Genomic DNA, 24625 nt, shown 5'->3' with positions numbered 1-24625 from the left:
GTTGACGGTGGCAATGCGGGAAGGGACCCGGCCAAGCCTCGGTCTCGCCAGCAGGCGGATCAGGATTCCGACGGTATCCTTCCCGCATTCACTCTACACCACCCCGAACACACAGGATTCCTGTGACCAGCACAGGAATGACGATTGCAGGAATGTTTACGCCAGTCTTTGAGGTTGAAGATTGGCATTTCTCCTCAAGGCCGTCATTCCTGTGCTCGTCACAGGAATCCATGCCTCGACCTAACCTCCACCCGGTGCTTCAAAACCGAGGGGCCGATGAAACCCGGTCGGTCCGCCATAGAGATAGCCGATCCGCTCGACCGCGCCCGCGAGCGTCTCGCGGGCGACCGTCATCGTATGCCCGTTGGCGTGGATCATCGACGTTGCGTCGGTCATGATCGCGACGTGGCCTTTCCAGAAGACGAGATCGCCGCGCTGCAATCCGGCAAAATCGTCGCCGACATCCAGCGTCGAGCCGATGCGCGACGCCTGCATGTCGGTGTCGCGCGGAGCGTCGAGACCTGCCATGCGCATCGACAATTGCACGAGGCCGGAACAGTCGATCCCGAAGCCGGACGTGCCGCCCCACAGATAGGGTGTGTGCTCGAACCGCTCGGCGACGGTGACGTAGTCGGTCTCGCGGTGGCCGACAGGACGCAGATGATCGAGGATCATCGCCTCGCCGGTTTCCAGAAGGCCGTAGCGTGTGCCGCGCGCCTCGCTCTCTCCCACGACGCGCACCGTCGCGCCCATCGAATGAACGTCGCTGCGCGCAAATCGCAGGTCCGGCCCGCGATAGACGAAACTGCGCTGCGCGGTGACGATATGGGTGTGTACTTCGACCGGCCCGATCGCCGCGACAGGCGCGTAACCGACATAGCCATCGGTCTCGGCCTGAAGCCACGCCCAGCCCTCGGTTTCGTCAAAGACGCGCACATGCGCGCCATGCAGGAGCTGCGTGTCGATTCCGCTGTCGGCGCGCGGTTCGGGTTGTAAATCCAGAACGGGCGCGCTCACCTGCGCGAGCCGGCCCTCGACGAAACGCGCGGCATCAACCTTTCCGCGAAGCGTCTCGCTGGCCAGGTCCGGGCGGAAAGCATGAAGACGGCGGTCTAGCGCGATCATTTGGCAAAACGGCTTTCGAGGACGTGCATCAGTGCGCGGATCGCCTGCGCCTCGCCGCCGACCGGCGCATGCGGCTTTTCGACCGGGTTCCATCCGAAGACGTCGAGATGAACCCAGCTTTGCGCATTCTCGACGAAGCGCTGCAGGAAGAGCGCGGCGGTGACCGCGCCGGCGAAACCGTCCGTCGTGACGTTGTTGAGATCGGCGATGCGCGAGGACAGCTTCTTGCCGTAGGGCTTCCAGAGCGGCATGCGCCAGACCGGATCGGCAACCGTGTCGCCGGCTTGCCCGAGTGCGGCGGCGAGGGCTTCGTCGTCGGTGAAGAAGGGCGGCAGGTCCGGCCCAAGCGCCACGCGCGCCGCGCCCGTCAGCGTCGCCATGTCGATCAAAAGTCCCGGCTTTTCCTCGTCGGCCAGCGCAAGCGCGTCGGCGAGCACCAGCCGGCCTTCGGCGTCGGTGTTGCCGATCTCGACGGTCAGCCCCTTGCGGCTGGTCAAAACGTCGCCGGGCCGGAAAGCATTGCCGGAGATGGCGTTTTCGACAGCCGGGATGAGCACGCGCAGGCGAACGTTCAGCTTCGCCGCCATGATCATCGAGGCGAGGCCGAGCACATTGGCCGCGCCGCCCATGTCCTTCTTCATCAGGAGCATGCCGCTGGCCGGCTTGATGTCGAGCCCGCCCGTGTCGAAGCACACGCCCTTGCCGACGAGCGTGACCTTCGGCGCGTCCTTCGCTCCCCAGGTCAGGTCGATGAGGCGGGGCGCGCTCGCCGAGGCGCGGCCGACCGCGTGGATCATCGGGAAGTTCTGCTTAAGGAGTGCGTCGCCCTCCACGGTGGCGATTTTCGCCTTGTGGCGCGCTGCAAGTTCACGCGCTGCCGCTTCGAGTTCGGCCGGTCCCATGTCACTCGTCGGCGTGTTGATCAGGTCTCGTGCAAGGCAGACGCCCTCGGCCTCCCGCGTGACGCGCGCAAGGTCGGCTCCTGCCGGAAGCTGCACGCGGATCTCGCGCGAATTCTCCTTGCGGTAGCGCCCGAAGCGATACGAGCCGATCAGCACGGCAAACGCGGCAAGATGCGGATCGTAACCGCCCGGTGCGAATGTCCAGTCGCCGGAGGGCAGCTCGCGGCCAAGGCGGCCGAGGGACAGGGAGCGCAGCGGTCCGGTTTCCTCGCCCGTACCCGCCATCGCGCCGGCGATGCCGCCCGTGGTGTCGGGCAGGACGAGGACCCGTCCCGCCTGGCCGGAAAACCCGTTTGCCTTGGCCCAGCTATGCCCCGGCGCGTCCACCGCGGCCGCTTCGACGCCGTCTTTCGAAACGACGTGGATCGTTCTGGCGCCCGAAAGCGGCTTGTCGGTGATCTCGATCGGCATGAACTCTCCTGATGCGCGAGGCGGTCTGCGTTCTTTTAACGCTCCGTTAGGGTTAACGGAATATTGCTCGACCTGTTAACGGGTGCGTTTGCACCGGTCCTTTGTGGAGGTCGGGCTCATGTCGATCAATCGCGAAATTGCATCAGGGCGCAAGAGGGCGAGCCTGCTCGTTGCGCTCGCAGCCACGCTTGCCCTTGGCGGGTGCGCGAATGTGCGGCAGATGACGACGGGGTCGGTCGACCGCACCGTGACGGGCTCGGTCACGCAGATGACAGCGCCCGAACTGCGCGCGACGGCCAACCAGCTTGGCAACGCATACAAGCGCAATCCCGGCGACATGAACGTCGCCATGCAATATGCGGAAGTCCTCCAGATGGACGGCCGCGCCGACCAATCGCTTGCCGTGATGCGCAAGGCTGCGATCGATCATCCGGAGGAACGCCGCGTGCTCGCGGCCTACGGCAAGGCGCTGGCGGCGGCCGGCGATCTCCAGCCGGCGCTGGACGCCGTGCGCCGCGCCCAGACACCCGAATATCCCGACTGGAAGCTGATGTCGGCCGAGGGTGCCATCCTCGACCAGCTCGGCCAGCCGGCCGATGCGCGCCGGCTGTATACGCGAGCGCTCGACCTTGCGCCGAACGATCCGAGCGTCTTGTCCAATCTGGGCATGTCGCATCTGCTCGAAGGCGATCTGAAAGGGGCCGAAACGCATCTTCAGAACGCTGTCGCGCAGCCGGGTGCCGACAGCCGCGTGCGCCAGAATCTCGCGCTCGTCGTCGGCCTGCAAGGGCGATTCGCCGATGCGGAGGCCATCGCCACGCGCGAACTGTCGCCCGAACAGGCACAGGCGAACGTCGCCTATCTGCGTTCCATGCTCGTTCAGCAGAACGCCTGGAACGATCTGGCGCGCGAGGAAGGCTGAACCCGTCAGGCGGCCGTCTGCCGCGCGCCGACGGCCTTCTTTACGGCCGGTGCGACGCGCGTGCCGAGGATTTCGATCGCTTTCAGCAGTTTCGCGTGCTCCATCACGCCGATCGCCATCTGGATGACGAAGCGGTCGAAGCCGAAAATCTCGTAATGCGCCAGAATCTTGTCGGTGAGTTCGCTCGCGTCGCCGACGAATTGTGCACCGCGCGGACCGGCGGCCGCGTCGAACTGCGCCCGGCTCGTGGGCGGCCAGCCGCGCTCGCGCCCGATCCGGTTCATCACTTCGGCCTGCGCGGGATAGAAGGTCCCGACCGCTTCGCTGCGCGTCTCGCCGACGAAGCCATGGACGTTGATCGAGGTCTTGAGGCTCGATGGATCGCGGCCGAACTTTTCCGCAGCTTCCCGATAGAGCTTGAAGAAGGGCGCGAAGCGCGCCGGCTCGCCGCCGATGATGGCGAGCGCCAGCGGCAGGCCGAGCATAGCGGCGCGGCCCACCGATTGCGGCGTGCCGCCGACGGCGAGCCAGATCGGAAGCCTGCCGTGGACGGGACGCGGATAGACCCCGCGTTCGGAAACGCGCGGCGTATGCTTGCCGCCGTCCCAGGAGAAGATTTCGTTCTCGTTGAGCGCGATCAGCATTTCGAGCTTTTCGGCGAAGAGCGTGTCGTAGTCCCCGAGATCGTAGCCGAAGAGCGGAAAGGATTCGATGAAGGAACCACGCCCGGCCATGATCTCGGCGCGGCCGTTCGACAGATTGTCGAGCGTTGAGAATTGCTGGAAAACGCGGATCGGGTCGTCCGACGACAGCACCGACACCGCACTCGAAAGGCGGATGTTCTTCGTGCGCGGCGCGGCGGCAGCCAGCGCGACGGCTGGCGAAGACACCGCATAGTCCGGCCGGTGATGCTCGCCGAGGCCGAAAAGGTCGAGCCCGACCTGATCGGCAAGTTCGATTTCCTCGACGAGATTGGTGAGCCGCTGCGCCGGCGTCGTGACATTGCCGGTCACCGGGTCGGTGCCGACATCGCCGAATGTGTAAAGGCCGATTTCCATGGGCGCTATTCCTTCATCAATTGAAGGCAGACGTATGGACAGCGGCGGTAAAATGCCAGTCGCGGGGGTGTGAACAGTCTATTCGTCGTCGACGACGCGCAGCTTGAGCGAACCCGACTGCGTCTGTGCCGACCGCCTCTCCGTCTTGTCCTCGACCTGCGGCCCGTCGAGTTCCAGCGCTTCGATCTTCTCGCCGCGCTTGGTCAGCTTTTCCGTCGAGGTCAGGATCAGGTCGATGTCGCGGTTCGCCTGCCCGAAATGGGTCTGGAGCTTGCGCACGCGCTCGTCGAGCCGGCCGAGGTCCTCCATCAGGCGCACGACCTCGCCCTGGATCAGATGCGCCTGCTCACGCATGCGCGCATCTTTCAGTACCGCCTGGATGACCTGGATCGACAGCATCAACAGGGAGGGCGAGACGATGACGATGCGCGCGCGATGCGCCTTCTGGACCAGCGCCTCGAAATTCTCGTGGATCTCCGCGAAAATCGATTCGGACGGCACGAACATGAAGGCCGTGGCCTGCGTTTCGCCCTGAATGAGATATTTTTCCGAGATGGCTTTCAGATGCACCTCGACGTCGCGGCGAAAATTCTGCGACGCGTATTTCTGCGCGTCCGGGTTTTCCGCCTCGGCCGCCGCGCGGATCGCGTTCCATGATTCCAGCGGAAACTTCGCGTCGATGACGAGATCGGGCGCACCGTTCGGCATCCTGATCGTGCAGTCGGGCCGGCTGCCGTTCGACAGCGTCGTCTGGAATTCGTAGGCGCCGTTCGGCAGGCCGTCCGCGACGATCGCTTCCATGCGCGCCTGCCCGAACGCGCCGCGCGTCTGCTTGTTGGACAGGATGTGCTGGAGTTGCACGACCTGTCCGGCAAGCGACTGGATGTTCGACTGCGCCGTATCGATGACCGCAAGCCGCTCCTGAAGTTTCGCCAGATTCTCGTGGGTCGATTTGGTCTGTTCGGTGATCGAATGGCCAAGCCGCGAGGTCATGCCGTCGAGCCGCTCGCCGATTGCCTTATTGAGTTCGGCCTGCCGCGCGCCGAAGACCTCCGCGATGGTGCCCATGCGCCCCTGCATCTCGGATTGCGCGCGCGTGATCTCGGCGAGCCTTGCATCCGCCTCGCGGGCGCGGGCCGCGTTTTCCTCGGCCGCCTCCGCCTGCGCGCGGGCGGTGCGCGCCAGCGAGAGAACGAGGAGGATCACCAGTGCGACGACGGCCAGAATGGCCGCAATCAGCGCGTGACCGAGCGTGACGGTGGTCGCGCCCAGTTGCAGGAGCGGAGCGGCAAGAAGCGGTTCGGATGCGTTCATTGGCCGATGCTAGACGATTCGGCGAGGCAATATAAGATCAAAACGTGAACGTTTGCACGGCAAAGCGTTGACGTTCGCCGCGCGGCGGATTACCTCACGGCGATGACGATCAAGCCTCTCATCATTCTGCCCGATCCCGTTCTGCGGGATGTTTCGAAGCCGCTGGAACGCGTCGACGACGCGACCCGCAAGCTTGCCGACGACATGCTCGAAACCATGTACGACGCGCCCGGCATCGGCCTGGCCGCGATCCAGATCGGCGAACCGCTGCGCATGCTGGTCATCGACCTCGCCAAGGAAGGCGACGAGAAGACCCCGCATGTGTTCATCAATCCGCAGATCGTCGCATCGGGCGAGAATGTCTCGGTCTATGAGGAAGGGTGCCTGTCGATCCCGGATTATTATGCCGAAGTCGAACGGCCCGAGACCGTGACGGTGACCTATCTCGACCGCGACGGAAAGGCTCGGGAGATGACCGCCGACGGCCTGATGGCGACATGCCTTCAGCACGAGATCGATCATCTGAACGGCGTGCTGTTCATCGACCATATCTCCAAGCTGAAACGAGACATGGTGGTGCGCAAGTTCAAGAAGCTCGCGCGCGACAAGGCGCCCTCGCGCCTGGCAGTTTAAGCATGGGTTTGCGCGTCGTCTTCATGGGCACGCCGGAATTCTCGGCAGCGACGCTGAAGGCGCTGGCCGATGCCGGGCATGACATCGTCGCCGCCTATTCGCAGCCGCCGCGTCCCGCAGGCCGGCGCGGGTTGGAACTCAAGAAATCGCCGGTGCAGGAAGCCGCCGAAAAACTCGGTATCGAGGTGCGTACCCCCACATCGCTAAATGGCGAGGCAGAGCAGGACGCGTTTCGCGCGCTCGGCGCCGATGTCGCGGTCGTCGTCGCCTACGGACTCTTGTTGCCCAGGGCGATTCTCGATGGCACGCGGCTCGGCGCGTTCAACGGTCATGCCTCGCTTCTGCCGCGCTGGCGCGGCGCAGCGCCCATCCAGCGCGCGATCATGGCGGGCGACGGCGAGACCGGCATGATGATCATGAAGATGGACGAGGGGCTGGACACCGGCTCCGTCGCGTTGACTCGGAAGATCGCGATCGGCGACGCCATGACGGCCGGCGAGCTTCACGACGCCTTGCGCGATGTCGGTGCGGAACTGATGGTCGAGGCGATGGCATTGCTGGAAGCGGGAACGCTGGCGACGACGCCGCAGTCGGGCGAGCCGACCTATGCCGCCAAGATTTCGAAGGACGAGACGCGAATAGACTGGTCGATACCGGCGCGCGAGGTGCATGATCGCATCCGTGGCCTTTCGCCGTTTCCCGGCGCATGGTGCGAGGCGACGATCGGTGGCAAGGTCGAGCGATTGAAAGTGTTGCGATCGACTGTCGGAGAAGGCGATGGGGCGCCGGGAACGCTGCTCGACGATGCGCTGACGATCGCTTGCGGCGACGGCGCCGTGCACCTCGTCGAGGTGCAGCGAGCGGGCGGCAACCCGATGGCTGCGACGGATTTCCTGCGCGGCGCTGGGTTGGAGAAAGGCGACGTTCTATGAAGCGCGGTCTGGTGATCCGGCCTTTCGAAGCGGGCGACGCCGAAGATGTGCGCTGGCTCATCGAAGAAGCGTTCGGCGGACCGGGCGAGGCGCGCCTGGCCGATGCCTTGCGGGAAAATGGCGACGACGTGCTCGAACTCGTCGCGATCCACGAACGGCAGCTTTACGGGCATATCCTCTTTTCCCGCCTGCGGGTGGAAACGAGGAACCGCAGCGCCGATGCGGTGGCGCTCGCGCCGGTGGCCGTGCGGGCTGAAAGCCGTAGGACCGGCGTCGGCTCGACGCTGATCGAGAACGCGCATCATATGCTCAGAGAGGCTGGCGAGGAACTGTCCGTCGTGCTCGGCGACCCTGCCTATTACGGCCGTTTCGGCTACAGCCACACGCGCGCGGCGAAATTCGAGAGCGACTATCAGGGCGAGGCCTTACAGGCGCTGGCTTTCTCGCCCGAGGCACCCTCCATGGGCGAACTGATCTACGCGCCCGCCTTCTCGGCGCTCTGATGCCGCGCTATCGGCTCGACATCGAATATGACGGCACGCTCTATGCCGGCTGGCAGCGGCAGGCGGATTTGCCGAGCGTACAGCAGGCGATCGAGGACGCGATCTTCCGGTTCACGGCGCAGCGCGTGACGATCCGCGGGGCGGGGCGCACGGATGCCGGGGTTCACGCCACGGGGCAGGTTGCCCATGTCGATCTGGATCGCGAATGGGCGGAAGACAAATTGATGGGTGCGCTCAACGCGCATCTGAAACTCGCCGCCGACGCAATTGCCGTGCTGGCCGTGCGGGCGGTGGGCGAGGAGTTCGACGCACGCTTCTCGGCAACCGCGCGGCACTATCTCTTTCGCATCCTCAACCGGCGTGCGCCCGCCGCGCTCGATCGGAACCGGGCATGGCATGTCCCGAAGGCGCTTGACGCCGCCGCCATGCACGAGGCCGCGCAGACGCTGCTCGGCAAGCATGATTTCACGACGTTTCGCTCCGTCCAGTGCCAGGCCAACAGCCCTATCCGCACGCTCGACAAACTCGACGTGACGCGAAATGGCCACATCATCGAAATCCGCGCTTCCGCCCGTTCGTTCCTGCACAATCAGGTTCGCTCGATGGTGGGCACGCTGAAACGCACGGGCGAGGGGGCCTGGAGCGCGGCGGATGTGCGCGCCGCGCTCGATGCCGCCGACAGGTCGCGGTGCGGGCAGGTCGCCCCGCCGGACGGGCTTTTCCTGATCCGGGTCGACTATCCGGCCTGAACGAGGCCGAACACGCCTTGCAGGGTGAAGAGAACGACCAGCGAGGCGAGGAACATCGCCGAAAAGACGCCGGTCGCAAAGGCCGGCCCCTTGTCGAGAACGGCATTGGTGAGCCGCCATGACAGAACCATGGTGAAGAAGAACAGGCCGAGCGACACGGCCGTGACGCTTTCACCTGCATCTGGCCAGAACAGCCGCACCAGCGACGGCGGCAGCATCACCCAGACATAGATCGCGCCACCCCAGTTCGAGGCGACGACGAAATGGACGAAACGGTTCGCAATGCCGGCCATGCGCGCGACGAGCGCGAGCAGGCCAAGCGGCACGATCCATGCCAGCATGTCGATCGCCGCCAGCCGGAGCACGATCGACAGCCGGCTGCCGATGCCGTCGCCCTGAAAGGCGATTTCGTTGGCGAGTGTGACCCAGCCGACCGTCATGGCGGGCAGTGCGATCACGATGGCGAAGAAGGACGTCCAGAATCCATCGGCCGAGATGTCGAGAAGCCGCAGGCCGTCCTTCTTGCCGGCCATCAGGCGCGCGGCCCCGGAAAGCGATTGCTGGATGTAATCGGCCGACGGCATTGAGATCTACCCGAACCAGTCCTCGAGGAAACGCAGATAGATTTGCGTCAGTGTCTCAAGATCGGCAAGAGCCACGCGCTCGTCCACCATGTGCATGGTTTGGCCCACGAGTCCGAATTCGACGACCGGGCAGAAATCCTTGATGAAGCGTGCATCGGAGGTGCCGCCCGAAGTCGACAGCTTCGGCGTGCGACCGGTCACCGCCTCGACCGATGCGGACAGCGTTGCGGTCAGCTTTTCGTCGCGCGTCAGGAAGACGGGGCTGGGCCGGCCGAGCCAGACGAGGTCGAAATCGACCGGCTCGTCGCGTCCGGTGCGCAGACGCGTGTCCGTCGCCGCCTGATCGAGCCGATTGTGGATTTCGGCCTGTAGGGTTTCAGCCGTCCATGTATCGTTGAAGCGGATGTTGAACTTGGCGCTCGCCTTCGCCGCGATGACGTTGACGGCCGGATTGCCGACATCGACGGTGGTGATTTCGAGATTGGTCGGCTGGAACTCGTCCGTGCCTGCATCGAGCGGCGGATGCATGAGCGCATCGAGCAGCGGCACGATCCCGCGGACGGGATTGTCGGCAAGGTGCGGGTAGGCCGCGTGGCCCTGCCGTCCGTTGACGGTCAACTGGCCCGAAATGGAGCCGCGCCGGCCGAACTTGATCATATCGCCGAGCGCCTCGGGGTTGGTCGGTTCGCCGACGATGGACGCGTCCCATTCCTCGCCCTTGGCGGTCGCCCAGTCGAGAAGCTTGGACGTGCCGTTGATCGACGGCCCTTCCTCGTCGCCGGTGATCAGCAGCGAGACCGAGCCCTTGAGCTTGCCGTGTTTTTCGACGTAGCGTGCAACGGCTGCGACGAAGCAGGCGATGCCGCCCTTCATGTCGACCGCGCCGCGCCCGTACATCATGCCGTTCGCGATTTCGGCTGCGAAGGGCGGATGCGTCCACGATGCCTCGTCGCCGACCGGCACGACGTCGGTATGACCGGCGAACATCAGATGCGGCCCGTTGCCTGAAAGGCGCGCGTAGAGGTTCTCGACGTCCGGCGTGCCGGTTTCGGAAAAGGTCGGGCGCTCGACGGAAAAACCCATGGGCCTCACCATCGCTTCAAGCGCCGCAAGTGCGCCGCCCTCGGCGGGCGTCACGGAAGGGCAGCGGATCAGGGTCGAAAGATTGGCGGCGGGATCTGTGGCTAGGGTCATGCCGCTTCGATAATCCAGAGCGGCGCGGCTGTCACGCGGGCAATCGCATCAATTCGGTGCGTTGGTGACCGCGCCGTATTTGTTCGGTCCCGGTTCGCCGGGGATGAGGCAAAGCGCGACGAAGGCGATGAAGTTGACCAGCGGCACGAACATGGCGATGGCGAAAATGCCCGGCCGCCCGATGTCGTGCAGGCGCTTGGCCGCAAGCGCCGCCTGACACCACAAGGAGACGAAGACGACGACCGACAGCACCGTGTTCCAGAACTCGAGGGCGTCCCCGGCCTCGATGGCGTCGGCCGCCGACATGCGGTACAGCACGAACAAGGTCACGACCGTCATCAACAGGCCGCCGAGCAGGAACGCGACGCGGCTGATGCGACCCTTGAGACCGAAGAAAAGCCAGAGAATGGGAGCCTGATTCAAGATGCGTCTCCGCTAAAGCATGATGAAGCCAAGTGGATTCACTTGGCGTCGCAGACATGCGTCAAACTAATGAGTTGGACCATGATGTCGCTCGAAAACCGGTTCCCACTTTTCGGCATCATGGTCTAGGCACGCAGGAGTTCGTTGATGGACGTCTTGGAGCGCGTCTTCTCGTCCACCTTCTTGACGATGACCGCGCAGTAAAGGCTCGGACCCGGGTCGCCGTTCGGAAAGTTCTTGCCGGGCAGCGTGCCCGACACGACCACCGAATAGGCTGGCACCTCGCCCATGTGGATTTCGCCGGTATCGCGATCGACGATCTTGGTGGACTTGCCGATATAGACGCCCATGCCGAGCACCGCGCCCTCGCGCACGATGCAGCCCTCGACTACTTCCGAGCGTGCGCCGATGAAGCAATTGTCCTCGATGATCGTCGGCCCGGCCTGCAACGGCTCCAGAACGCCGCCGATGCCGACGCCGCCCGAAAGATGCACGTTCTTGCCGATCTGCGCGCAGGAGCCGACCGTCGCCCAGGTGTCGACCATCGTGCCTTCGCCGACATAGGCGCCCAGATTGACGAAGGATGGCATCAGCACCGCGCCCGGCGCGATGAAGGCGGAGCGGCGGACGACCGCGTTGGGAACGGCGCGGAAACCGAACCGCTCGAAATCCATCGCACCCCAGCCGTCGAACTTGGACGGGACCTTGTCCCACCAGACCGATTCGCCCGGCCCTCCCTTGATGATCTCCATCGGGTTGAGCCGGAACGAGAGGAGCACGGCCTTCTTCAGCCATTGATTGACGGTCCAGGAGCCGTCCGCCTGACGTTCGGCGACGCGGGCCTCTCCGCGATCGAGAAGGTTGAGCGCTGCTTCGACCGCTTCGCGCACGTCGCCTTTCGTGTCCGTGCCGATCCCGTCACGCGCCTCGAACGCCGCTTCGATGGTTTGCTCGAGAACGCCGAGATCGGGCCTGGTCATCAAATTTGCTCCATTGCATGTCTGTTGAAGGGCCGTGCTGCCGCAAGTCTGGCGCAGGCTGAAAGGTCGGCGCGGAAACTAGGGCAAGCGCCGGGGCTGGTCAATCAGAGCCGAGCAGCGAAACGGCGGCGTGCAAAGCCCGTGATTTCGTGGTTTGACTGCAATCGACCCGTGCGAATCGGGTCATGGGCAACGAGTTAGGGAACTGCCGGTTTCATGGACGTAAAAAACGAAGGCGGCTGGTCGCCGCTGTCGCATTCCGACGAGGACCGCGAGCGGGCGAAAAGCGTGCCCGATACGCCGCAGACCAGCGCGCCGACATACCGGCTCGCCTGGGACGATGCGGAATTCATGACGCGGCGCGAATTGCGGCCGGTGCGCCTGCAACTGGAACTTCTCAAGCCCGACATGGCCTTGCAGGAGCGCGGCATCCAGTCGACCGTCATCCTGTTCGGCGGCGCGCGCATTCCCGAGCCGGGCGGCGAGGCCTGGGCCGCCAAGAACGAGGTTCAGAAAAAGAACCTGCTCGCCAACGCGAAATATTACGAGGAAGCGCGGGAATTCGCGCGGCTGTGCTCGCAGCATTCGGCACGGTTTGACCATCGCGAATTCGTCGTCGTGACCGGCGGCGGGCCGGGCGTGATGGAGGCGGGCAATCGCGGCGCGGCCGATGTCGACGCGCCGTCCATCGGCCTCAACATCGTCCTGCCGCACGAGCAGGCGCCGAACCTCTATGTGACGCCGGATTTGTGCTTCAACTTCCACTATTTCGCCATCCGCAAGATGCATTTCGTGATGCGCGCCAAGGCGGTCTGCGTGTTTCCCGGCGGCTTCGGCACGATGGACGAGTTCTTCGAGACGTTGACGCTGATCCAGACGGGACGCATGGAACGCGTGCCGGTCATCTGCTTCGGCAAGGCGTTCTGGGAGCGCGCCGTCGATCTCGATTTTCTCGCCGAGCAGGGCACGATTTCGCCCGGCGATCAGGATATCATCGATTTCGTGGATACCGCGCAGGACGCTTGGGATATCATTGCCAGGTTCTACGAGATCGCGTGACGGGAGGCCGGAAAGGGCCGTTGTCGAAATGAGCAAGGTCGCGTTTCGCATCTTCGCCGCGATGGTCGGGCTGGCATGGCTTGCCGCGCCGGCCGTGGCCGAAAGGGACGATTGCCCGGAGACGCAGATGCTGCATCTGTCGGGCTGCGTCGATCTCGACACCGTCATGGCGGCCGATTTGCAGCTTTCAGGTGCCTGGATAGGCGCGATGCGTCCGGGCGAACAGGCGACGAGTGCTCATCTGACCATCCTCAATCGCGGCGAAACCTCCGACCGGCTCCTTGGCGCGACTTCGCCTGCGGCCGGACGGATCGAACTTAAGGGCGACGGGCCGCTTGACGGCGGCGTCGCCATCGAACCGGGCGATCGGTTGGATTTGAGGCCCGGCGGCCTGCATCTGATGCTGACGGTCGTGGATGGTCGGCTCATCGCGGGCAATGAAGTGGAGGTCACGCTCGACTTCGAGAAAGCCGGCAATGTGGTCATCCCATTTGCCGTGCGCGAGCCGCCATTCTCGGCGGCTGCGGGTCACTGACGGAACGGTCGATATCGGTGGGCGTTTCTTTCAAAAGGAGAATCGTCATGGACGGACGCACCAGCACCGACGACGAGATCATTCGGGACCAACAGGAAAAGGACCTCGGCCATCCCGAGCGGCCGCAGGATTCGCTTCCCGACGAAGCCGAAAAGCGCGACGGCGAATTCGAGAAGGACAAACGGCCGGGCGTGTCGAGCGCCGAGCAGCTCGGCGACCTGCCGCCATCTCGCAATGCCGGCTCGTCGCCGGAGGATGCGGTGGACCGGGTGCCGGATCGACCATCCGATCCGCGGGTCTAGCCTTTGGCGAGGATCGAGCCGAGAAACGCCGTCAGATCGTCGGTGACATAATCGACGTCGTCCTCGTGATCAGGGTCCTGCTCCCAGATTTCCGTGAAGGTCGGCTCGAAATTACGCGGAACGACGAGCACCGTCGTCATGCCAAGCGCCTTGGGTGCGGCGAGATTGCGCGCCAGATCCTCGAACATCGCCGCCTTCGGGCCGGCGACCTTGTGAAGCGCGACGAATTTGTCATAGGTGTCGCGCGCGGGCTTTGGGTTTAGGCCTGCCGCGACGATATCGAAAATATCGTCGAAATGGTCGAGGATCCCGAGCCGACGGGCCGTGTTCTCGGCATGCCGGCGGTCGCCATTGGTGAAGATGAACTTGCGGCCGGGCAGTGCCTTGATCGCAGCTTCCAGTTCAGGTGCCGCCTGGACAGGCGAATAATCGATGTCGTGGACCTTTTGCAGAAAATCGTCCGGGTCGATGGCGTGCCGCTCCATCAGACCTTTCATCGTCGTTCCGTATTCCTTGTAGAGCTCCTTTTGCATCACGCGCGCCTCTTTTGGCGGCAGGTGCAACAGGTCTGCTATGTAGCCGGTCATCCGAACGTCGATCTGCGCGAACAGGTTCGTGTGATGCGGATAGAGCGTGTTGTCGAGGTCGAACACCCAGTCTGTGATATGAGCGAAACGGGCGGGATCGGGTCGATTTGTCATGGCGTCCTTATGGACCGTGCCTGCCGATGGTCCAAGCGATTTCAGGGCACGGACCGTTGCGCTTGCGGCCGGTCTGGTTTAGCGGCGACGCATGGAACTGTGGATTCCCATCACCATCGCCGCCGCTTTCCTGCAAAACCTGCGGTCGGCAGCGCAAAAGCACCTAAAAGGCGTGATGGGGACGACCGGCGCGACCTTCGTGCGCTTCGGCTTCGGCGTGCCGTTCGCGCTCGCCTTCGTCGGCATGCTGCATTTCGTCGCCGGCTATGATTTTCCCGTCCTCAACGCCGTCTTCATCGCATGGGCCGTGGTGGGCGCGCTCGGCCAGATCGCCGCGACGTTCCTTCTGATCCATCTGTTTTCGTTCCGCAATTTCGCGGTCGGAACGGCCTATTCACGAACCGAACCCGCGCAGGCCGCGATATTCGCGCTGGTTTTCTTCGGCGAGCGCGTATCGGCGGGCGCGGTGGCGGCGATCGCGATCAGCGTCTTCGGCGTCATGCTGATTTCGGTCGCGCATATGCAATTGACCTGGCGCAACCTCGTCGCTTCGGTCTTCGCACGCAATGCGCTGATCGGTCTGGCATCGGGAACGGCATTCGGCATTTCGGCCGTGGCCTACCGCGCCGCGTCCCTGTCGCTCGGCGGGCCGAATTTCATGATGCAGGCGGCAGTCACGCTCGCCTTGGTCATCGTATTCCAGACGGTGATCATGTCGGCGTGGATGGTGTGGCGGGATCGGGCCGAAATCGGTCGCATCGCGCGCGCCTGGAAGCCGGCGCTCTTCACCGGCTTCGTCGGCGCGACGGCTTCCTTCGGGTGGTTCATGGCGATGACGCTTCAGCAGGCGGCCATCGTCAAGGCTCTGGCGCAGATCGAGATGATCTTCACCTTCGCCGCATCGGTCCTGTTCTTCAAAGAGCGCATCAACCAGATGGAGATCGCCGGCTGCCTGCTGATCGTGGCGGGCATCGTCGTGCTCGTTCTGGTCGGCTAGACGGTTGAATTTGCTGCCGGGCGAACCAGATATCGGCTCACGAAAGGGGGTGATCACCGATGCTGACAGGACCGCTTTGCCGCGCAGCCCGCGCGCTCGTCGAAATCTCGCGTGAAAAGCTCGCGCGCATTTCAGGGATCGAGGAAAGCGTCATCGAGGCTTTCGAGCGCAAGATCTCACGGCCTGACGATGCCGCGATCGAGCGCCTGAAAACCGCGCTCGAAGAACTGGGCGCCGTTTTCATTCCCGAGGACGCACGCGGCGCGGGCGTGCGGATCAAGTTCACCGAATCGGAGCGCCGGCGCATCGCGACGCTGGAAGGCGAGGGCGGCATCGCTCGGCACGATGACGTGCCATGAGGGTTGTTCAGGCGGCGTGTTCGTGGGGCTTGACTGTCAACTCCAGATCGAGCGCCCGAAGAACTTTAAGGATCGTGGAGAAGGCGGGATTTCCATCCGTTGAAAGCGATTTGTAGAGGCTCTCCCGCGACATTCCGGCGGTGGCGGCGACCTCGGACATTCCGCGCGCTCGTGCAACGTCGCCGATCGCGGCAGCGATCAAAGCTGGATCGCCGTCTTCCAATGCGGCTTCCAGATAAGCTAGGATCATCTCCTTGCTGTCGAGATGCGAAGCAGCATCCCATGGTCTTATCTTTACGGTCATCGATCACCTACAGACTTTTCGCCAACGCCTTTGCGGCAACGATATCCTTCGCTTGCGTCCTCTTATCTCCGCCGCACAGCAAGATCACCAACGCTTCGCCACGGCTTGCCAGATAAATCCGGTAGCCGGGGCCGTAATGAATCCGCAACTCCGAAATGCCCTCGCCGACCGGGGCGACATCACCAAAATTGCCAAGTGCCACGCGTCTGATCCGCACGAGAATTCGCGCTTTGGCCTGCGGATCACGCAGTCGTTGAAGCCAATCGGAAAATACATCCGTTTCGACGACCTCGATCAATGATTTGTATCCTGTAGGTTACGATTTGGCAAGAGTAGGTCACGGCACGATCAGCGTTCCCGCGCCATGTTCGGTGAACAATTCGAGCAGCACGGAATGCGGCGTCTTGCCGTTCAGGATGACGACGCCTTCGACGCCGCGTTCGATCGCCTCGATGCAGGTTTCGACCTTGGGGATCATGCCGCCGGAAATCGTACCGTCGGCGATCAGTTGACGGGCCTGCGACACGGTCAGCTCGTCGATGAGCTTCTTGTCCTTGTCGAGCACGCCAGGAACGTCCGTGAGGAAAAGCAGGCGCGAGGCGCTGAGTGCGCCGGCAATGGCGCCGGCGAAGGTGTCGGCGTTGATGTTGTAGGTGTGGCCGTCGCGGCCCGGCGCGACCGGGGCGAGGACGGGGATCATTTCCGAGCGTGCGAGGAGATCGAGCAGCGTGCGATCGACCTCGACCGGCTCGCCGACGAAGCCCAGATCGAGAACCTTCTCGATGTTGGAATCGGGATCGATCACTTTTTTCTGCGCCTTTTCGGCGAAGACCATGTTGCCGTCCTTGCCGCAAAGGCCGATCGCCCACTCGCCCTCCGCGTTGATCAGCGCGACGATTTCCTTGTTGATCGACCCGGCCAGAACCATCTCGACGATCTCGACGGTCTTCTCGTCGGTAACGCGAAGTCCGCCCTCGAATTTCGATTCGATGCCCATCTTGGTCAGCATCGCGCCGATCTGCGGCCCGCCGCCATGAACGACGATCGGGTTGACCCCGGATTGCTTCAAAAGCGCGATGTCGCGCGCGAAGGCGCGGCCGAGCTCGATATTGCCCATCGCGTGGCCGCCATATTTCACCACGACCGTCTTGTTCTCGTAGCGCTGCATGTAGGGCAGGGCGGCGGAGAGAAGGCGGGCCTGCTCTTCGGCAGTTGCGAGCTTGTCGGTGGTCATGGGCGTCCTCGCGCGAAATGAAAGCGGTCGCTCTTTAGCGGCAATCGTCCAAGCGGGCAAATGCGAACGGCTTCGCGCGGCAACTTGGCGAAGCCGTTGCAAAACCGCTCGGGCACGCTAGTTTGTTCGCGATGACGGCGACGGATATCTCCAAACTGATCGTACGGACCTCGATGCGCGATCGGGCGGCGTTCGATCTGCTGTATCGGCAGACGAACGCGAAACTTTTCGGCGTGTGCCTGCGTGTCTTGACTGATCGGGCGGAAGCCGAGGAAGCGCTGCAGGAAGTCTACGTCAAGATATGGACGAAGGCCGATCGCTATGCCGTCTCGGACCTGAGCCCGATTTCATGGCTTGTGGCCGTCGCGCGCAATCATGCGATCGACCGGATCAGGACGCGCCGTGTGAAGCAGACGGGGCTCGACGAGGCTGCGGAGATCGCCGATCCCACGCCGGGGCCGGAAGCACTCGCGGTCGCGGGAGACGAAGGCGCGCGGGTTCACCACTGCCTCGAGGAACTGGAAGCCGACCGGGCGGCGGCCGTTCGCGGTGCCTATCTGGTGGGTGAGAGCTACGCAGAGCTTGCGGAGCGCCACGGCGTGCCGCTCAACACGATGAGAACCTGGCTGCGCCGCAGCCTCATGAAGCTGAAGGATTGCCTCGAACGATGACGCCGACCGACCATCACGAACCGGAACTTGGAGGCGACGAAGCGCTCGCCGCCGAGTACGTCCTGGGCGTGCTGCCGGCGTCGGAACGGCAGGAAGCGGCCCGACGCATCGAGACCGACGTGGATTTCGCGCGGCTCGTCGATCGATGGGAAGACAGTTTCTCGCCGCTTGCAGCGGCTTATGTGCCGGTGGAGGCCCCCGCCGCGGTCAAGCAGGCGATCGATCGTCGCCTCTTTGCTTCGTCGAAAACGGCTCCGCGAGCATCCTTGTGGAACAGTCTTGCCTTGTGGCGCGGGCTTGCGGCCGCAGCCGTCGTCGCACTGGCGCTGGTGACCGCGTGGAACATGCAGCCGCCCGCCGAAGAGCCGGCCGCGCCGCGTCTCGTCGCTTCGCTCGAGAGCGACGAGACCGATGTCCGTTATCTGGCGTTCTACGACGAGACCGCGCAAACGATCCACCTGTCGCACGTCGCGGGCGCCAGGGCGCCCGATCAGGATTTTGAGCTATGGGTGATCGAGGGCGACGAGCCTCCGGCATCGCTTGGCGTGATCGCCACCGGCGAGCGTGTCGACGTCCATCCGGAGGAGACGCTGCGGACGAAGCTGTCGGCAGGCGCGGTGCTTGCCGTCTCACTGGAGCCGGGCGGCGGTTCGCCCACCGGCCAGCCGACGGGGCCTGTGGTCGCAGTCGGCGACCTGCGAAGCATCTAGCCAGCCCTTTCCAATTAACAAAACTATAATATTGCTTCACGTCATCTTTTGAGAGGTGACGCGAGTTTATTGTCAATAACTAGACATGAAAATCTGAGCCCCTATCTTGAGGTCGGGTTGGGAAATTCAATGGATTTTGAGGTAAAGAACATGAAGCGTATTCTCGCTTTCCCGCTTATTGCTCTTGGCCTTCTGGCGATGGCCGCATGCACGGACGACGCCGGAACGGATCAGCCCACGGGTATGGACTCGCCTCCGGTGGATACGGCGCCGGCGCCCGTCGAATAAACTGAACAGCCTCCTTAGGCATTCTTCAGGACTTGAAATCGGTCGGCTTTGCCGGCCGATTTCTTTTTAGCCCATCGGCGAGGGGTTGAAACTTAACTTGCGTCCGTCTCGTGGCTCTTCGCGTGCGTCCCTTTCCGGGACCTCCAAACAGGAGTTTCGAACATGCGTAGCTTCACACGTACCATTCTCGCCGGAACCGTTGCCTTGTCCGCCCTTGCCGGTGTGGCGTTTGCACAGGACAATCCGATGGTCGGCGGTGCCGAGATGTTCGCCGACAAGAACATCGTCGAAAACGCGATGAACTCGGCCGATCATACGACGCTTGTTGCTGCGGTTCAGGCCGCCGGCCTCGTCGAGACGCTGGAAGGTGCAGGGCCGTTCACCGTTTTCGCGCCGACCAACGAAGCGTTCGCTGCTTTGCCGGAAGGCACGGTCGACAATCTGCTGCTGCCCGAGAACAAGGAGCAACTGACCAAGGTTCTCACCTGTCATGTCGTCGCCGCTGATGCCATGTCCGACGCGATCGGCACGATGATCTCCGACGATGGCGGCGAGCACGATATCACCACGGTCGGCGGCTGCGTCGTGAAGGCCTCGATGGACGGCGACAATATCGTTCTCACCGACGAGAATGGCGGAACCGCGACAGCGACGATCGCGGATGTGCGGCAGTCGAACGGCGTGATTCATGTAATCGACGCAGTTCTCCTGCCCAAGATGTAACGAACCGTCACGGCAACCGGCCGATGGCTCTCCCGTTCGAAGCTGAAGGCCGCCGGTCGTTTTTTCCACCCGCCATCGCAAAAGTCGCGTCCGCCTACGCGCGCGATGGCGGTTTTTTCGCTCAAGCCGAATTGATGCCGCCGCCCACGCGAAACGTATAGGATCGGGCGAAGAAGAAGGAGCAGGTCACATGACGCGCAGACAGTTTCTCTATGGCGGCGCCGCCCTGATCGGAGCGAGCGCTTTTGTCGGCAGCATGTTCCAGCGCCGCACCGCTGGCTCAGCCATCGCGGCGGAGGGCAGTTTTCCGGTGACGAAAACCGATGCGGAATGGCGCGCCGCCCTGAGCGATGCCCAGTACAATGTGCTACGCCAGGAAGGGACGGAGCGTGCGTTCACGAGCCCGCTCGACACCGAGAAGCGGACCGGCATGTTCCACTGCGCCGGCTGCGACAATGCCGTCTATTCGTCGGAAAAGAAATACGATTCGGGGACGGGGTGGCCGAGCTTCTGGGAAGCCGAGGCGAACGCGATTGGAACGAAGGTCGACAACACGCTGTTCATGACACGCACCGAATGTCATTGCGCGCGCTGCGGCGGGCATCTCGGCCATATCTTCGACGACGGCCCGCAGCCGACCGGAAAGCGTCACTGCATCAATGGCGTGGCGATGAATTTCAAGCCGCGCGACGCCGTCGCCGGCTGATCTTTCAGGCCGTGTCGCCGAGCACGTCCTCGATGTAGAGGCGCTTGACGAGAACCATCATGACGGCGGCGAAGGGCGTCGCCAGAATGATGCCGACGAAGCCGAACAAAAGCCCCATGATGACCAGCGAGGCCATGATCACGGCCGGCGGCAGGCTGACGGCTTTGCCCTGGATGAGCGGCGTCAGCACGTTGCCTTCCAGGAACTGGACCACGCAGTAGACGGCCAGCGCATAGCCGACGACCCACCAGTCCTGCGACATGGCCACCAGAACGATCGGGATGCCGGCAAGGATCGGTCCGAGCACCGGAATGAAGTTCAGGACCCCGGCCGTCAGCCCGAGCAGGATCGCGCCCGGCATGCCGACGACTGCGAGCGCCGCATAGACGACGAGGCCGATAATGCCCATCGTCACGAACTGTCCCATCAGCCAGAACCGCAGTGTGACGCCGACCTCGTCCATGACCTCGCCGAAGCGCGGCCGGCTTTCGACCGAGACGAGCTTGACCGCGCCGTCGCGGTAAAGCTGCGGCTGGGCGGCGAGAAAGACGCCGATGATCAGGATCACGCCGATATTGCCGATGACGCCGAACGTGGTGGCGAAAGCCGCGCGCACCTGCCCGAACAGGCCGGATGGATCGGGCAGCCAGTCCGAAATGCCGCTGGGCCGGGAGCCGGAATCGTTGGCTTCCTCGCCGCCACCCTCTTCGTTTCCGTCCGTGATCTCCTCGGTGACGAGGGTGACGACGTTGTATTCCTGCAGCATCTGCTCGATGCCGCGGATTTCGCGCTCGAGCGTGCGGATCAGATCCGGTGTCTGCGCGACGGCGGTCACGCCGACGCTGGTGACGAACCCTATGGCGGCCAGCGACGTCACGATGCAGACGATCGTCAGGCGAAGCCCGCGCCCGATCGGCAGGACGTAACCGAGTGCACGCGTCAGCGCATCCAGGAATACGGCAAAGAGAATGCCTGCGAACAGAAGCAAAAAGCCGCTCGACGCGTAGATGATCAGGAACAGGCAGAGCGCGATCGCCAGCACGACGCCGGCGATTGTGGCCGTGCGCCAGCCGAGCGAGGCGCGCGTCGTGCGTTTTGCAGGCGCGGAGTGGGTGGTTGCATCGTTCACCTGATTTCCATCGCCTGTAACGCAACGCTTGTCCAGATGGCACGGGCGGAAGATGCCTGAGCGCCGAAGGCCGGCGATCCGGACTTTCGCGAGTACAAGCTTCCTTAGACTTAAGTATGATTAGCGAAGGCTGGTTTCAGTAAGCTACGGAAAACATTGCCTTTCAGCCGATATTCGGTAACGCGAGCCTGCGATCTTGCATATGCAGCGCCACCGTGCATTCATAACTCAACAACAAGCACCCGGATTGAAACGGTGTCACGGCTGTCAGCCTCGGGGGAAGGCTTGCGCGCAAGGTGACCTCGCACTCCGGGGGCCGAGGAGGAACAATTCTGCATGACTGACAGTGTGATTCTGTCGGCGCGCGATCTGACGAAGGAGTTCAAGGGCTTCTTCGCGGTGGAAGGCGTCGATCTGAGCGTGAAGCGTGGAACGATTCACGCGCTGATCGGTCCCAACGGGGCCGGCAAAACGACGTGCTTCAATCTTCTGACCAAGTTCCTTCCGCCCACGCGCGGCGTGATCACCTACAAGGGCGAGGACATCACCGCGATGTCGCCTGCCGACATCGCCCGTCTCGGTCTCGTCCGTTCCTTCCAGATTTCGGCGGTGTTCCCGAACCTGACGGCGATGGAGAATGTGCGCATCGCCCTGCAGCGCAAACGCGGCGATTCGTATGATTTCTGGCGCTCGGAAAAGGTGCTGGCGGATTATGACGAGCGCGCCCATGAATTGCTGGCCGATGTCGGGCTGACCAGTTTCGCCGACACATTCGCGGGCGAATTGTCCTATGGCCGCAAGCGCGCGCTGGAGATCGCGACGACGCTCGCGCTCGATCCCGAAATGCTGCTTCTCGACGAGCCGATGGCCGGAATGGGCCAGGAAGACATCGATCGCATCGCGGCGCTGATCAAGCGGATCGCGGCGAACCGCACCGTCCTGATGGTTGAGCACAATCTGTCGGTCGTCGCCTCGCTGTCCGACACGATCACCGTTCTGGCGCGCGGCAAGGTGCTCGCCGAGGGCGATTACGAGACCGTTTCCAAGGACCCGCGTGTGGTCGAAGCCTATATCGGAGCCGGCCATGCATGACGCAGCCCTCGCAACGAAACCGGTAGCCGCCACCGCCCCGCTCCTGAGCGTGCGCGACCTCAACGCCTGGTACGGCGAAAGCCATGCGCTTCACGGCATCGATTTCGAGGTGAAACCGGGCGAAGTCGTCACGCTTCTGGGCCGCAACGGCGCCGGCAAGACGACGACGCTGAAAGCCATCATGGGCATTTTGGGCAAGCGCACCGGTTCCGTGACTTTCGAGGGCAAGGAAACGATCAAGCTGCCTGCACGCAGCATCGCGCGGCAGGGCATCGCCTATTGCCCGGAAGAACGCGGCATCTTCTCCTCGCTCTCCGTCGAGGAGAATTTGATGCTGCCGCCGCAGGTCAAGCCGGGCGGCATGCCGGTCGAGCGCATCTTCGAGCTGTTTCCAAACCTGAAGGAACGGCTCAATTCGCAAGGGACAAAGCTTTCAGGCGGCGAACAGCAGATGCTGGCGATTGGCCGCATCCTGCGTACCGGGGCCAAGACGCTGCTCCTGGACGAGCCGACCGAAGGTCTTGCGCCGGTCATCATCCAGCAGATCGGCAAGACCATCGCGCGGCTGAAGCAGGAGGGGTTCACCATCGTTCTGGTGGAACAGAATTTCCGGTTCGCCGCGACCGTCGCGGACCGTCATTTCGTCGTCGAGCAGGGCAAGGTGGTCGACCACATCCTGAACGACGAACTCGATGCCAACATCGAGAAACTGCACGCCTATCTGGGCGTCTGAGTGAGGAAGCATGCGCCCTGAGCGCTGCATGAGGAGGAGTGAACGCATGAACATGAAGACGATTCTTCTGGGATCGATCGCCGCTGCGGTCTTTGCCGCCCCGGCCTATGCCGTGGACGTCAAGATCGGCGTCCTGAACGACCGTTCGGGCATCTACGCGGATCTGGCCGGCGAGGGTTCGGTCATCGCCACCCGCATGGCGGTCGAGGATTTCGATGCCGCCGGTAAGGGCATCAATGTCGAGATCGTTTCGGCAGATCATCAGAACAGGCCCGATGTGGGCTCCACCATTGCCCGCCAATGGTATGATCAGGAAAATGTCGACGTGATCGTCGACGTGCCCACCTCCTCGGTCGCACTCGCGGTGCATGACATCACGCGCGAACTGGACAAGGTGTTCCTGAACTCCGGCGCCGCCACATCCGATCTGACGGGATCGGCCTGTTCGCCCAATACGATCCACTGGACCTACGATACCTGGCAGCTTGCCGACGGCACCGGCCGCGCCGTGGTCGAGAACGGCGGCGACACATGGTTTTTCCTGACCGCCGACTATGCCTTCGGGCACGCGCTCGAACGCGACACCTCGGCTGTCGTCGAGGCAAGCGGCGGCACCGTGGTCGGCACGGTGCGCACCCCGTTCCCCGGCACGGATTTCTCGTCCTTCCTTCTGCAGGCACAGTCGTCCGGCGCCAAGGTCATCGGTCTTGCCAATGCGGGCGGCGATACGGTCAACTCGATCAAGCAGGCGTCCGAATTCGGCATCACGCAGGCGGGGCAGTCGCTTGCCGGCCTGCTCGTCTTCGTCAACGACATCCATGCGCTCGGTCTCCAGACTGCGCAGGGGCTGCTTCTCACCGAGAGCTTCTACTGGGATTTGAACGACGGCACCCGCGAGTGGTCGGCCCGCTTCGAGGAGCAGACCGGCAACAAGCCGTCGATGGTCCAGGCAGGCGTCTATTCGAGCGTTCTTCACTACCTGAAAGCCGTCGAGGCGCTGGGTGACAAGGGCTCGCAGGAGGTCATCGCCAAGATGAAGGAACTGCCGACCGACGATCCGCTGTTCGGCCAGGGCGAAGTTCGCGCCGATGGCCGCAAGACCCACGATTCCTACCTCTTCCGCGTGAAGACGCCAGAGGAATCGGAAGGTCCATGGGATTATTACGAGACAGTCTCGACCACGCCGGCCGCGCAGGCGTTCCGTCCGCTCGAAGAAGGCGGTTGCTCGCTGGTCGAGTAGTTCCCGACCTGACGAAAGGCGCGCGGGAGAAACCGCGCGCCCTTTGCACCGA

30 protein-coding genes are annotated in these 24625 nt (G+C 63.4%); 17 read left to right on the top strand and 13 right to left on the bottom strand.

The features are described 5' to 3' along the window. Window positions 1–240: 240 nt before the first annotated feature. Window positions 241–1125: a C40 family peptidase gene (locus GTW25_RS04190; RefSeq protein WP_252910631.1), complete on the bottom strand. Its 885-nt coding sequence runs from the start codon at window positions 1123–1125 to the stop codon at window positions 241–243. Continuing rightward, the gene (locus tag GTW25_RS04185) at window positions 1122–2498 is read right to left on the bottom strand and encodes a leucyl aminopeptidase family protein (RefSeq protein ID WP_252910629.1); all 1377 of its coding nucleotides are present in this window, start codon (window positions 2496–2498) and stop codon (window positions 1122–1124) included. Before GTW25_RS04185 ends, GTW25_RS04190 begins: the two co-directional genes overlap by 4 nt. 118 nt (window positions 2499–2616) lie before the next feature. On the opposite strand from GTW25_RS04185, the gene GTW25_RS04180 reads away from it, so the two are divergent. Further along, complete coding sequence (locus GTW25_RS04180) at window positions 2617–3420, top strand: tetratricopeptide repeat protein (protein WP_252910628.1); 804 nt, start codon at window positions 2617–2619, stop codon at window positions 3418–3420. Between the two features lie 5 nt (window positions 3421–3425). Here GTW25_RS04180 and GTW25_RS04175 read toward each other — a convergent pair whose 3' ends face one another. Both GTW25_RS04175 and GTW25_RS04170 read right to left on the bottom strand, forming a co-directional pair. Next, entirely contained in the window at window positions 3426–4478 is a 1053-nt protein-coding gene (locus GTW25_RS04175; RefSeq protein ID WP_252910626.1) for an Atu2307/SP_0267 family LLM class monooxygenase, read from the bottom strand. A 78-nt stretch (window positions 4479–4556) separates the two neighbouring features. Further along, window positions 4557–5792, bottom strand: coding sequence for a DNA recombination protein RmuC (locus GTW25_RS04170; protein ID WP_252910625.1), 1236 nt, complete (start codon window positions 5790–5792; stop codon window positions 4557–4559). A gap of 102 nt (window positions 5793–5894) precedes the next feature. On the opposite strand from GTW25_RS04170, the gene def reads away from it, so the two are divergent. From def to truA, 4 genes are read left to right on the top strand one after another with little or no spacing between them, the layout of a single operon-like run. Next, a complete protein-coding gene (def, locus tag GTW25_RS04165; protein WP_252910623.1) occupies window positions 5895–6425 on the top strand; it encodes a peptide deformylase in 531 nt (176 codons plus the stop codon). A gap of 2 nt (window positions 6426–6427) precedes the next feature. Then, entirely contained in the window at window positions 6428–7357 is a 930-nt protein-coding gene (fmt, locus tag GTW25_RS04160) for a methionyl-tRNA formyltransferase (RefSeq protein ID WP_252910621.1), read from the top strand. Next, window positions 7354–7860, top strand: coding sequence for a GNAT family N-acetyltransferase (locus GTW25_RS04155; RefSeq protein ID WP_252910619.1), 507 nt, complete (start codon window positions 7354–7356; stop codon window positions 7858–7860). The genes fmt and GTW25_RS04155 overlap by 4 nt, the downstream gene beginning before the upstream one ends. Beyond that, window positions 7860–8609 carry a tRNA pseudouridine(38-40) synthase TruA gene (gene truA, locus GTW25_RS04150; RefSeq protein WP_252910617.1) on the top strand — a complete coding sequence of 250 codons (750 nt, stop codon included), beginning with the start codon at window positions 7860–7862 and terminating at the stop codon, window positions 8607–8609. Before GTW25_RS04155 ends, truA begins: the two co-directional genes overlap by 1 nt. Here truA and GTW25_RS04145 read toward each other — a convergent pair. The 4 genes from GTW25_RS04145 to dapD all read right to left on the bottom strand — a co-directional run bounded on the left by GTW25_RS04145 (window position 8597) and on the right by dapD (window position 11790). After that, entirely contained in the window at window positions 8597–9193 is a 597-nt protein-coding gene (locus GTW25_RS04145; RefSeq protein ID WP_252910615.1) for a transporter, read from the bottom strand. The genes truA and GTW25_RS04145 overlap by 13 nt on opposite strands. A gap of 6 nt (window positions 9194–9199) precedes the next feature. Further along, the gene (gene dapE / locus GTW25_RS04140; protein ID WP_252910613.1) at window positions 9200–10387 is read right to left on the bottom strand and encodes a succinyl-diaminopimelate desuccinylase; all 1188 of its coding nucleotides are present in this window, start codon (window positions 10385–10387) and stop codon (window positions 9200–9202) included. 48 nt (window positions 10388–10435) lie between these two features. Further along, window positions 10436–10810, bottom strand: a complete 375-nt coding sequence (locus GTW25_RS04135; RefSeq protein ID WP_252910612.1) for a DUF805 domain-containing protein — start codon at window positions 10808–10810, stop codon at window positions 10436–10438. A gap of 125 nt (window positions 10811–10935) precedes the next feature. Next, window positions 10936–11790 (bottom strand): 2,3,4,5-tetrahydropyridine-2,6-dicarboxylate N-succinyltransferase, encoded by an 855-nt coding sequence (dapD, locus tag GTW25_RS04130; protein ID WP_252910610.1) that lies wholly within the window; start codon window positions 11788–11790, stop codon window positions 10936–10938. Window positions 11791–12006: 216 nt separating this feature from the next. Between dapD and GTW25_RS04125 the strand changes: the two genes are divergently transcribed. Genes GTW25_RS04125 through GTW25_RS04115 form a run of 3 tightly spaced genes read left to right on the top strand, consistent with a single transcriptional unit; the run spans window position 12007 to window position 13686 of the window. Beyond that, window positions 12007–12849 (top strand): LOG family protein, encoded by an 843-nt coding sequence (locus GTW25_RS04125; protein ID WP_252910608.1) that lies wholly within the window; start codon window positions 12007–12009, stop codon window positions 12847–12849. Between the two features lie 28 nt (window positions 12850–12877). Then, complete coding sequence (locus GTW25_RS04120; RefSeq protein WP_252910606.1) at window positions 12878–13384, top strand: copper chaperone PCu(A)C; 507 nt, start codon at window positions 12878–12880, stop codon at window positions 13382–13384. 47 nt (window positions 13385–13431) lie between these two features. Next, window positions 13432–13686, top strand: coding sequence for a hypothetical protein (locus tag GTW25_RS04115; protein WP_252910605.1), 255 nt, complete (start codon window positions 13432–13434; stop codon window positions 13684–13686). Here the strand turns inward: GTW25_RS04115 and GTW25_RS04110 are convergent. After that, on the bottom strand, window positions 13683–14387 hold the full coding sequence (locus GTW25_RS04110) for a pyrimidine 5'-nucleotidase (RefSeq protein ID WP_252910604.1): 705 nt from the start codon (window positions 14385–14387) through the stop codon (window positions 13683–13685). The genes GTW25_RS04115 and GTW25_RS04110 overlap by 4 nt on opposite strands. 91 nt (window positions 14388–14478) lie before the next feature. Here GTW25_RS04110 and GTW25_RS04105 point away from each other — a divergent pair, with 91 nt between their 5' ends. After that, on the top strand, window positions 14479–15384 hold the full coding sequence (locus GTW25_RS04105; RefSeq protein WP_252910602.1) for an EamA family transporter: 906 nt from the start codon (window positions 14479–14481) through the stop codon (window positions 15382–15384). A gap of 59 nt (window positions 15385–15443) precedes the next feature. Continuing rightward, window positions 15444–15743, top strand: coding sequence for a helix-turn-helix domain-containing protein (locus GTW25_RS04100; protein WP_252910600.1), 300 nt, complete (start codon window positions 15444–15446; stop codon window positions 15741–15743). A 7-nt stretch (window positions 15744–15750) separates the two neighbouring features. On the opposite strand, the gene GTW25_RS04095 is transcribed toward GTW25_RS04100, so the two are convergent. Genes GTW25_RS04095 through argB form a run of 3 tightly spaced genes read right to left on the bottom strand, consistent with a single transcriptional unit; the run spans window position 15751 to window position 17281 of the window. Further along, window positions 15751–16047: an addiction module antidote protein gene (locus tag GTW25_RS04095; protein WP_252910598.1), complete on the bottom strand. Its 297-nt coding sequence runs from the start codon at window positions 16045–16047 to the stop codon at window positions 15751–15753. A gap of 7 nt (window positions 16048–16054) precedes the next feature. After that, complete coding sequence (locus GTW25_RS04090; protein WP_252910596.1) at window positions 16055–16345, bottom strand: type II toxin-antitoxin system RelE/ParE family toxin; 291 nt, start codon at window positions 16343–16345, stop codon at window positions 16055–16057. Window positions 16346–16384: 39 nt separating this feature from the next. Beyond that, a complete protein-coding gene (gene argB / locus GTW25_RS04085) occupies window positions 16385–17281 on the bottom strand; it encodes an acetylglutamate kinase (RefSeq protein WP_252910595.1) in 897 nt (298 codons plus the stop codon). A 131-nt stretch (window positions 17282–17412) separates the two neighbouring features. Between argB and GTW25_RS04080 the strand changes: the two genes are divergently transcribed. The 4 genes from GTW25_RS04080 (at window position 17413) to msrB (ending at window position 20379) form a co-directional block, all read left to right on the top strand. Beyond that, on the top strand, window positions 17413–17952 hold the full coding sequence (locus tag GTW25_RS04080) for a sigma-70 family RNA polymerase sigma factor (RefSeq protein WP_252910594.1): 540 nt from the start codon (window positions 17413–17415) through the stop codon (window positions 17950–17952). After that, on the top strand, window positions 17949–18662 hold the full coding sequence (locus tag GTW25_RS04075; protein ID WP_252910593.1) for an anti-sigma factor: 714 nt from the start codon (window positions 17949–17951) through the stop codon (window positions 18660–18662). Before GTW25_RS04080 ends, GTW25_RS04075 begins: the two co-directional genes overlap by 4 nt. A gap of 450 nt (window positions 18663–19112) precedes the next feature. Continuing rightward, complete coding sequence (locus GTW25_RS04070; protein ID WP_252910592.1) at window positions 19113–19673, top strand: fasciclin domain-containing protein; 561 nt, start codon at window positions 19113–19115, stop codon at window positions 19671–19673. Window positions 19674–19863: 190 nt separating this feature from the next. Next, window positions 19864–20379, top strand: coding sequence for a peptide-methionine (R)-S-oxide reductase MsrB (gene msrB, locus GTW25_RS04065; RefSeq protein WP_252910590.1), 516 nt, complete (start codon window positions 19864–19866; stop codon window positions 20377–20379). Window positions 20380–20383: 4 nt separating this feature from the next. On the opposite strand, the gene GTW25_RS04060 is transcribed toward msrB, so the two are convergent. Next, complete coding sequence (locus GTW25_RS04060; RefSeq protein WP_252910588.1) at window positions 20384–21508, bottom strand: AI-2E family transporter; 1125 nt, start codon at window positions 21506–21508, stop codon at window positions 20384–20386. Between the two features lie 336 nt (window positions 21509–21844). Between GTW25_RS04060 and GTW25_RS04055 the strand changes: the two genes are divergently transcribed. Genes GTW25_RS04055 through GTW25_RS04045 form a run of 3 tightly spaced genes read left to right on the top strand, consistent with a single transcriptional unit; the run spans window position 21845 to window position 24573 of the window. Next, window positions 21845–22600 carry an ABC transporter ATP-binding protein gene (locus GTW25_RS04055; protein ID WP_252910587.1) on the top strand — a complete coding sequence of 252 codons (756 nt, stop codon included), beginning with the start codon at window positions 21845–21847 and terminating at the stop codon, window positions 22598–22600. Then, a complete protein-coding gene (locus tag GTW25_RS04050) occupies window positions 22593–23333 on the top strand; it encodes an ABC transporter ATP-binding protein (protein ID WP_252910585.1) in 741 nt (246 codons plus the stop codon). Before GTW25_RS04055 ends, GTW25_RS04050 begins: the two co-directional genes overlap by 8 nt. Window positions 23334–23385: 52 nt before the next feature. Next, entirely contained in the window at window positions 23386–24573 is a 1188-nt protein-coding gene (locus GTW25_RS04045; RefSeq protein ID WP_252910707.1) for an ABC transporter substrate-binding protein, read from the top strand. Window positions 24574–24625: the final 52 nt, after the last annotated feature.

The sequence above is a fragment of the Aliihoeflea aestuarii genome, assembly GCF_024105665.1.
In the GTDB taxonomy this organism is placed as follows: Bacteria; Pseudomonadota; Alphaproteobacteria; order Rhizobiales; family Rhizobiaceae; genus Aliihoeflea; species Aliihoeflea aestuarii.
The sequence above is the reverse complement of the archived record's forward strand: the minus strand, read 5'-3'. Positions and strand labels throughout refer to the sequence as shown.

Bases quoted from the DNA above. Each gene is read 5' to 3' on its own strand.
- GTW25_RS04190 (WP_252910631.1), bottom strand. From the start codon at position 1,125: ATGATCGCGCTAGACCGCCGTCTTCATGCTTTCCGCCCGGACCTGGCC.
- GTW25_RS04185 (WP_252910629.1), bottom strand. From the start codon at position 2,498: ATGCCGATCGAGATCACCGACAAGCCGCTTTCGGGCGCCAGAACGATC.
- GTW25_RS04180 (WP_252910628.1), top strand. From the start codon at position 2,617: ATGTCGATCAATCGCGAAATTGCATCAGGGCGCAAGAGGGCGAGCCTG.
- GTW25_RS04175 (WP_252910626.1), bottom strand. From the start codon at position 4,478: ATGGAAATCGGCCTTTACACATTCGGCGATGTCGGCACCGACCCGGTG.
- GTW25_RS04170 (WP_252910625.1), bottom strand. From the start codon at position 5,792: ATGAACGCATCCGAACCGCTTCTTGCCGCTCCGCTCCTGCAACTGGGC.
- def (WP_252910623.1), top strand. From the start codon at position 5,895: ATGACGATCAAGCCTCTCATCATTCTGCCCGATCCCGTTCTGCGGGAT.
- fmt (WP_252910621.1), top strand. From the start codon at position 6,428: ATGGGTTTGCGCGTCGTCTTCATGGGCACGCCGGAATTCTCGGCAGCG.
- GTW25_RS04155 (WP_252910619.1), top strand. From the start codon at position 7,354: ATGAAGCGCGGTCTGGTGATCCGGCCTTTCGAAGCGGGCGACGCCGAA.
- truA (WP_252910617.1), top strand. From the start codon at position 7,860: ATGCCGCGCTATCGGCTCGACATCGAATATGACGGCACGCTCTATGCC.
- GTW25_RS04145 (WP_252910615.1), bottom strand. From the start codon at position 9,193: ATGCCGTCGGCCGATTACATCCAGCAATCGCTTTCCGGGGCCGCGCGC.
- dapE (WP_252910613.1), bottom strand. From the start codon at position 10,387: ATGACCCTAGCCACAGATCCCGCCGCCAATCTTTCGACCCTGATCCGC.
- dapD (WP_252910610.1), bottom strand. From the start codon at position 11,790: ATGACCAGGCCCGATCTCGGCGTTCTCGAGCAAACCATCGAAGCGGCG.
- GTW25_RS04125 (WP_252910608.1), top strand. From the start codon at position 12,007: ATGGACGTAAAAAACGAAGGCGGCTGGTCGCCGCTGTCGCATTCCGAC.
- GTW25_RS04120 (WP_252910606.1), top strand. From the start codon at position 12,878: ATGAGCAAGGTCGCGTTTCGCATCTTCGCCGCGATGGTCGGGCTGGCA.
- GTW25_RS04115 (WP_252910605.1), top strand. From the start codon at position 13,432: ATGGACGGACGCACCAGCACCGACGACGAGATCATTCGGGACCAACAG.
- GTW25_RS04110 (WP_252910604.1), bottom strand. From the start codon at position 14,387: ATGACAAATCGACCCGATCCCGCCCGTTTCGCTCATATCACAGACTGG.
- GTW25_RS04105 (WP_252910602.1), top strand. From the start codon at position 14,479: ATGGAACTGTGGATTCCCATCACCATCGCCGCCGCTTTCCTGCAAAAC.
- GTW25_RS04100 (WP_252910600.1), top strand. From the start codon at position 15,444: ATGCTGACAGGACCGCTTTGCCGCGCAGCCCGCGCGCTCGTCGAAATC.
- GTW25_RS04095 (WP_252910598.1), bottom strand. From the start codon at position 16,047: ATGACCGTAAAGATAAGACCATGGGATGCTGCTTCGCATCTCGACAGC.
- argB (WP_252910595.1), bottom strand. From the start codon at position 17,281: ATGACCACCGACAAGCTCGCAACTGCCGAAGAGCAGGCCCGCCTTCTC.
- GTW25_RS04080 (WP_252910594.1), top strand. From the start codon at position 17,413: ATGACGGCGACGGATATCTCCAAACTGATCGTACGGACCTCGATGCGC.
- GTW25_RS04075 (WP_252910593.1), top strand. From the start codon at position 17,949: ATGACGCCGACCGACCATCACGAACCGGAACTTGGAGGCGACGAAGCG.
- GTW25_RS04070 (WP_252910592.1), top strand. From the start codon at position 19,113: ATGCGTAGCTTCACACGTACCATTCTCGCCGGAACCGTTGCCTTGTCC.
- msrB (WP_252910590.1), top strand. From the start codon at position 19,864: ATGACGCGCAGACAGTTTCTCTATGGCGGCGCCGCCCTGATCGGAGCG.
- GTW25_RS04055 (WP_252910587.1), top strand. From the start codon at position 21,845: ATGACTGACAGTGTGATTCTGTCGGCGCGCGATCTGACGAAGGAGTTC.
- GTW25_RS04050 (WP_252910585.1), top strand. From the start codon at position 22,593: ATGCATGACGCAGCCCTCGCAACGAAACCGGTAGCCGCCACCGCCCCG.
- GTW25_RS04045 (WP_252910707.1), top strand. From the start codon at position 23,386: ATGAAGACGATTCTTCTGGGATCGATCGCCGCTGCGGTCTTTGCCGCC.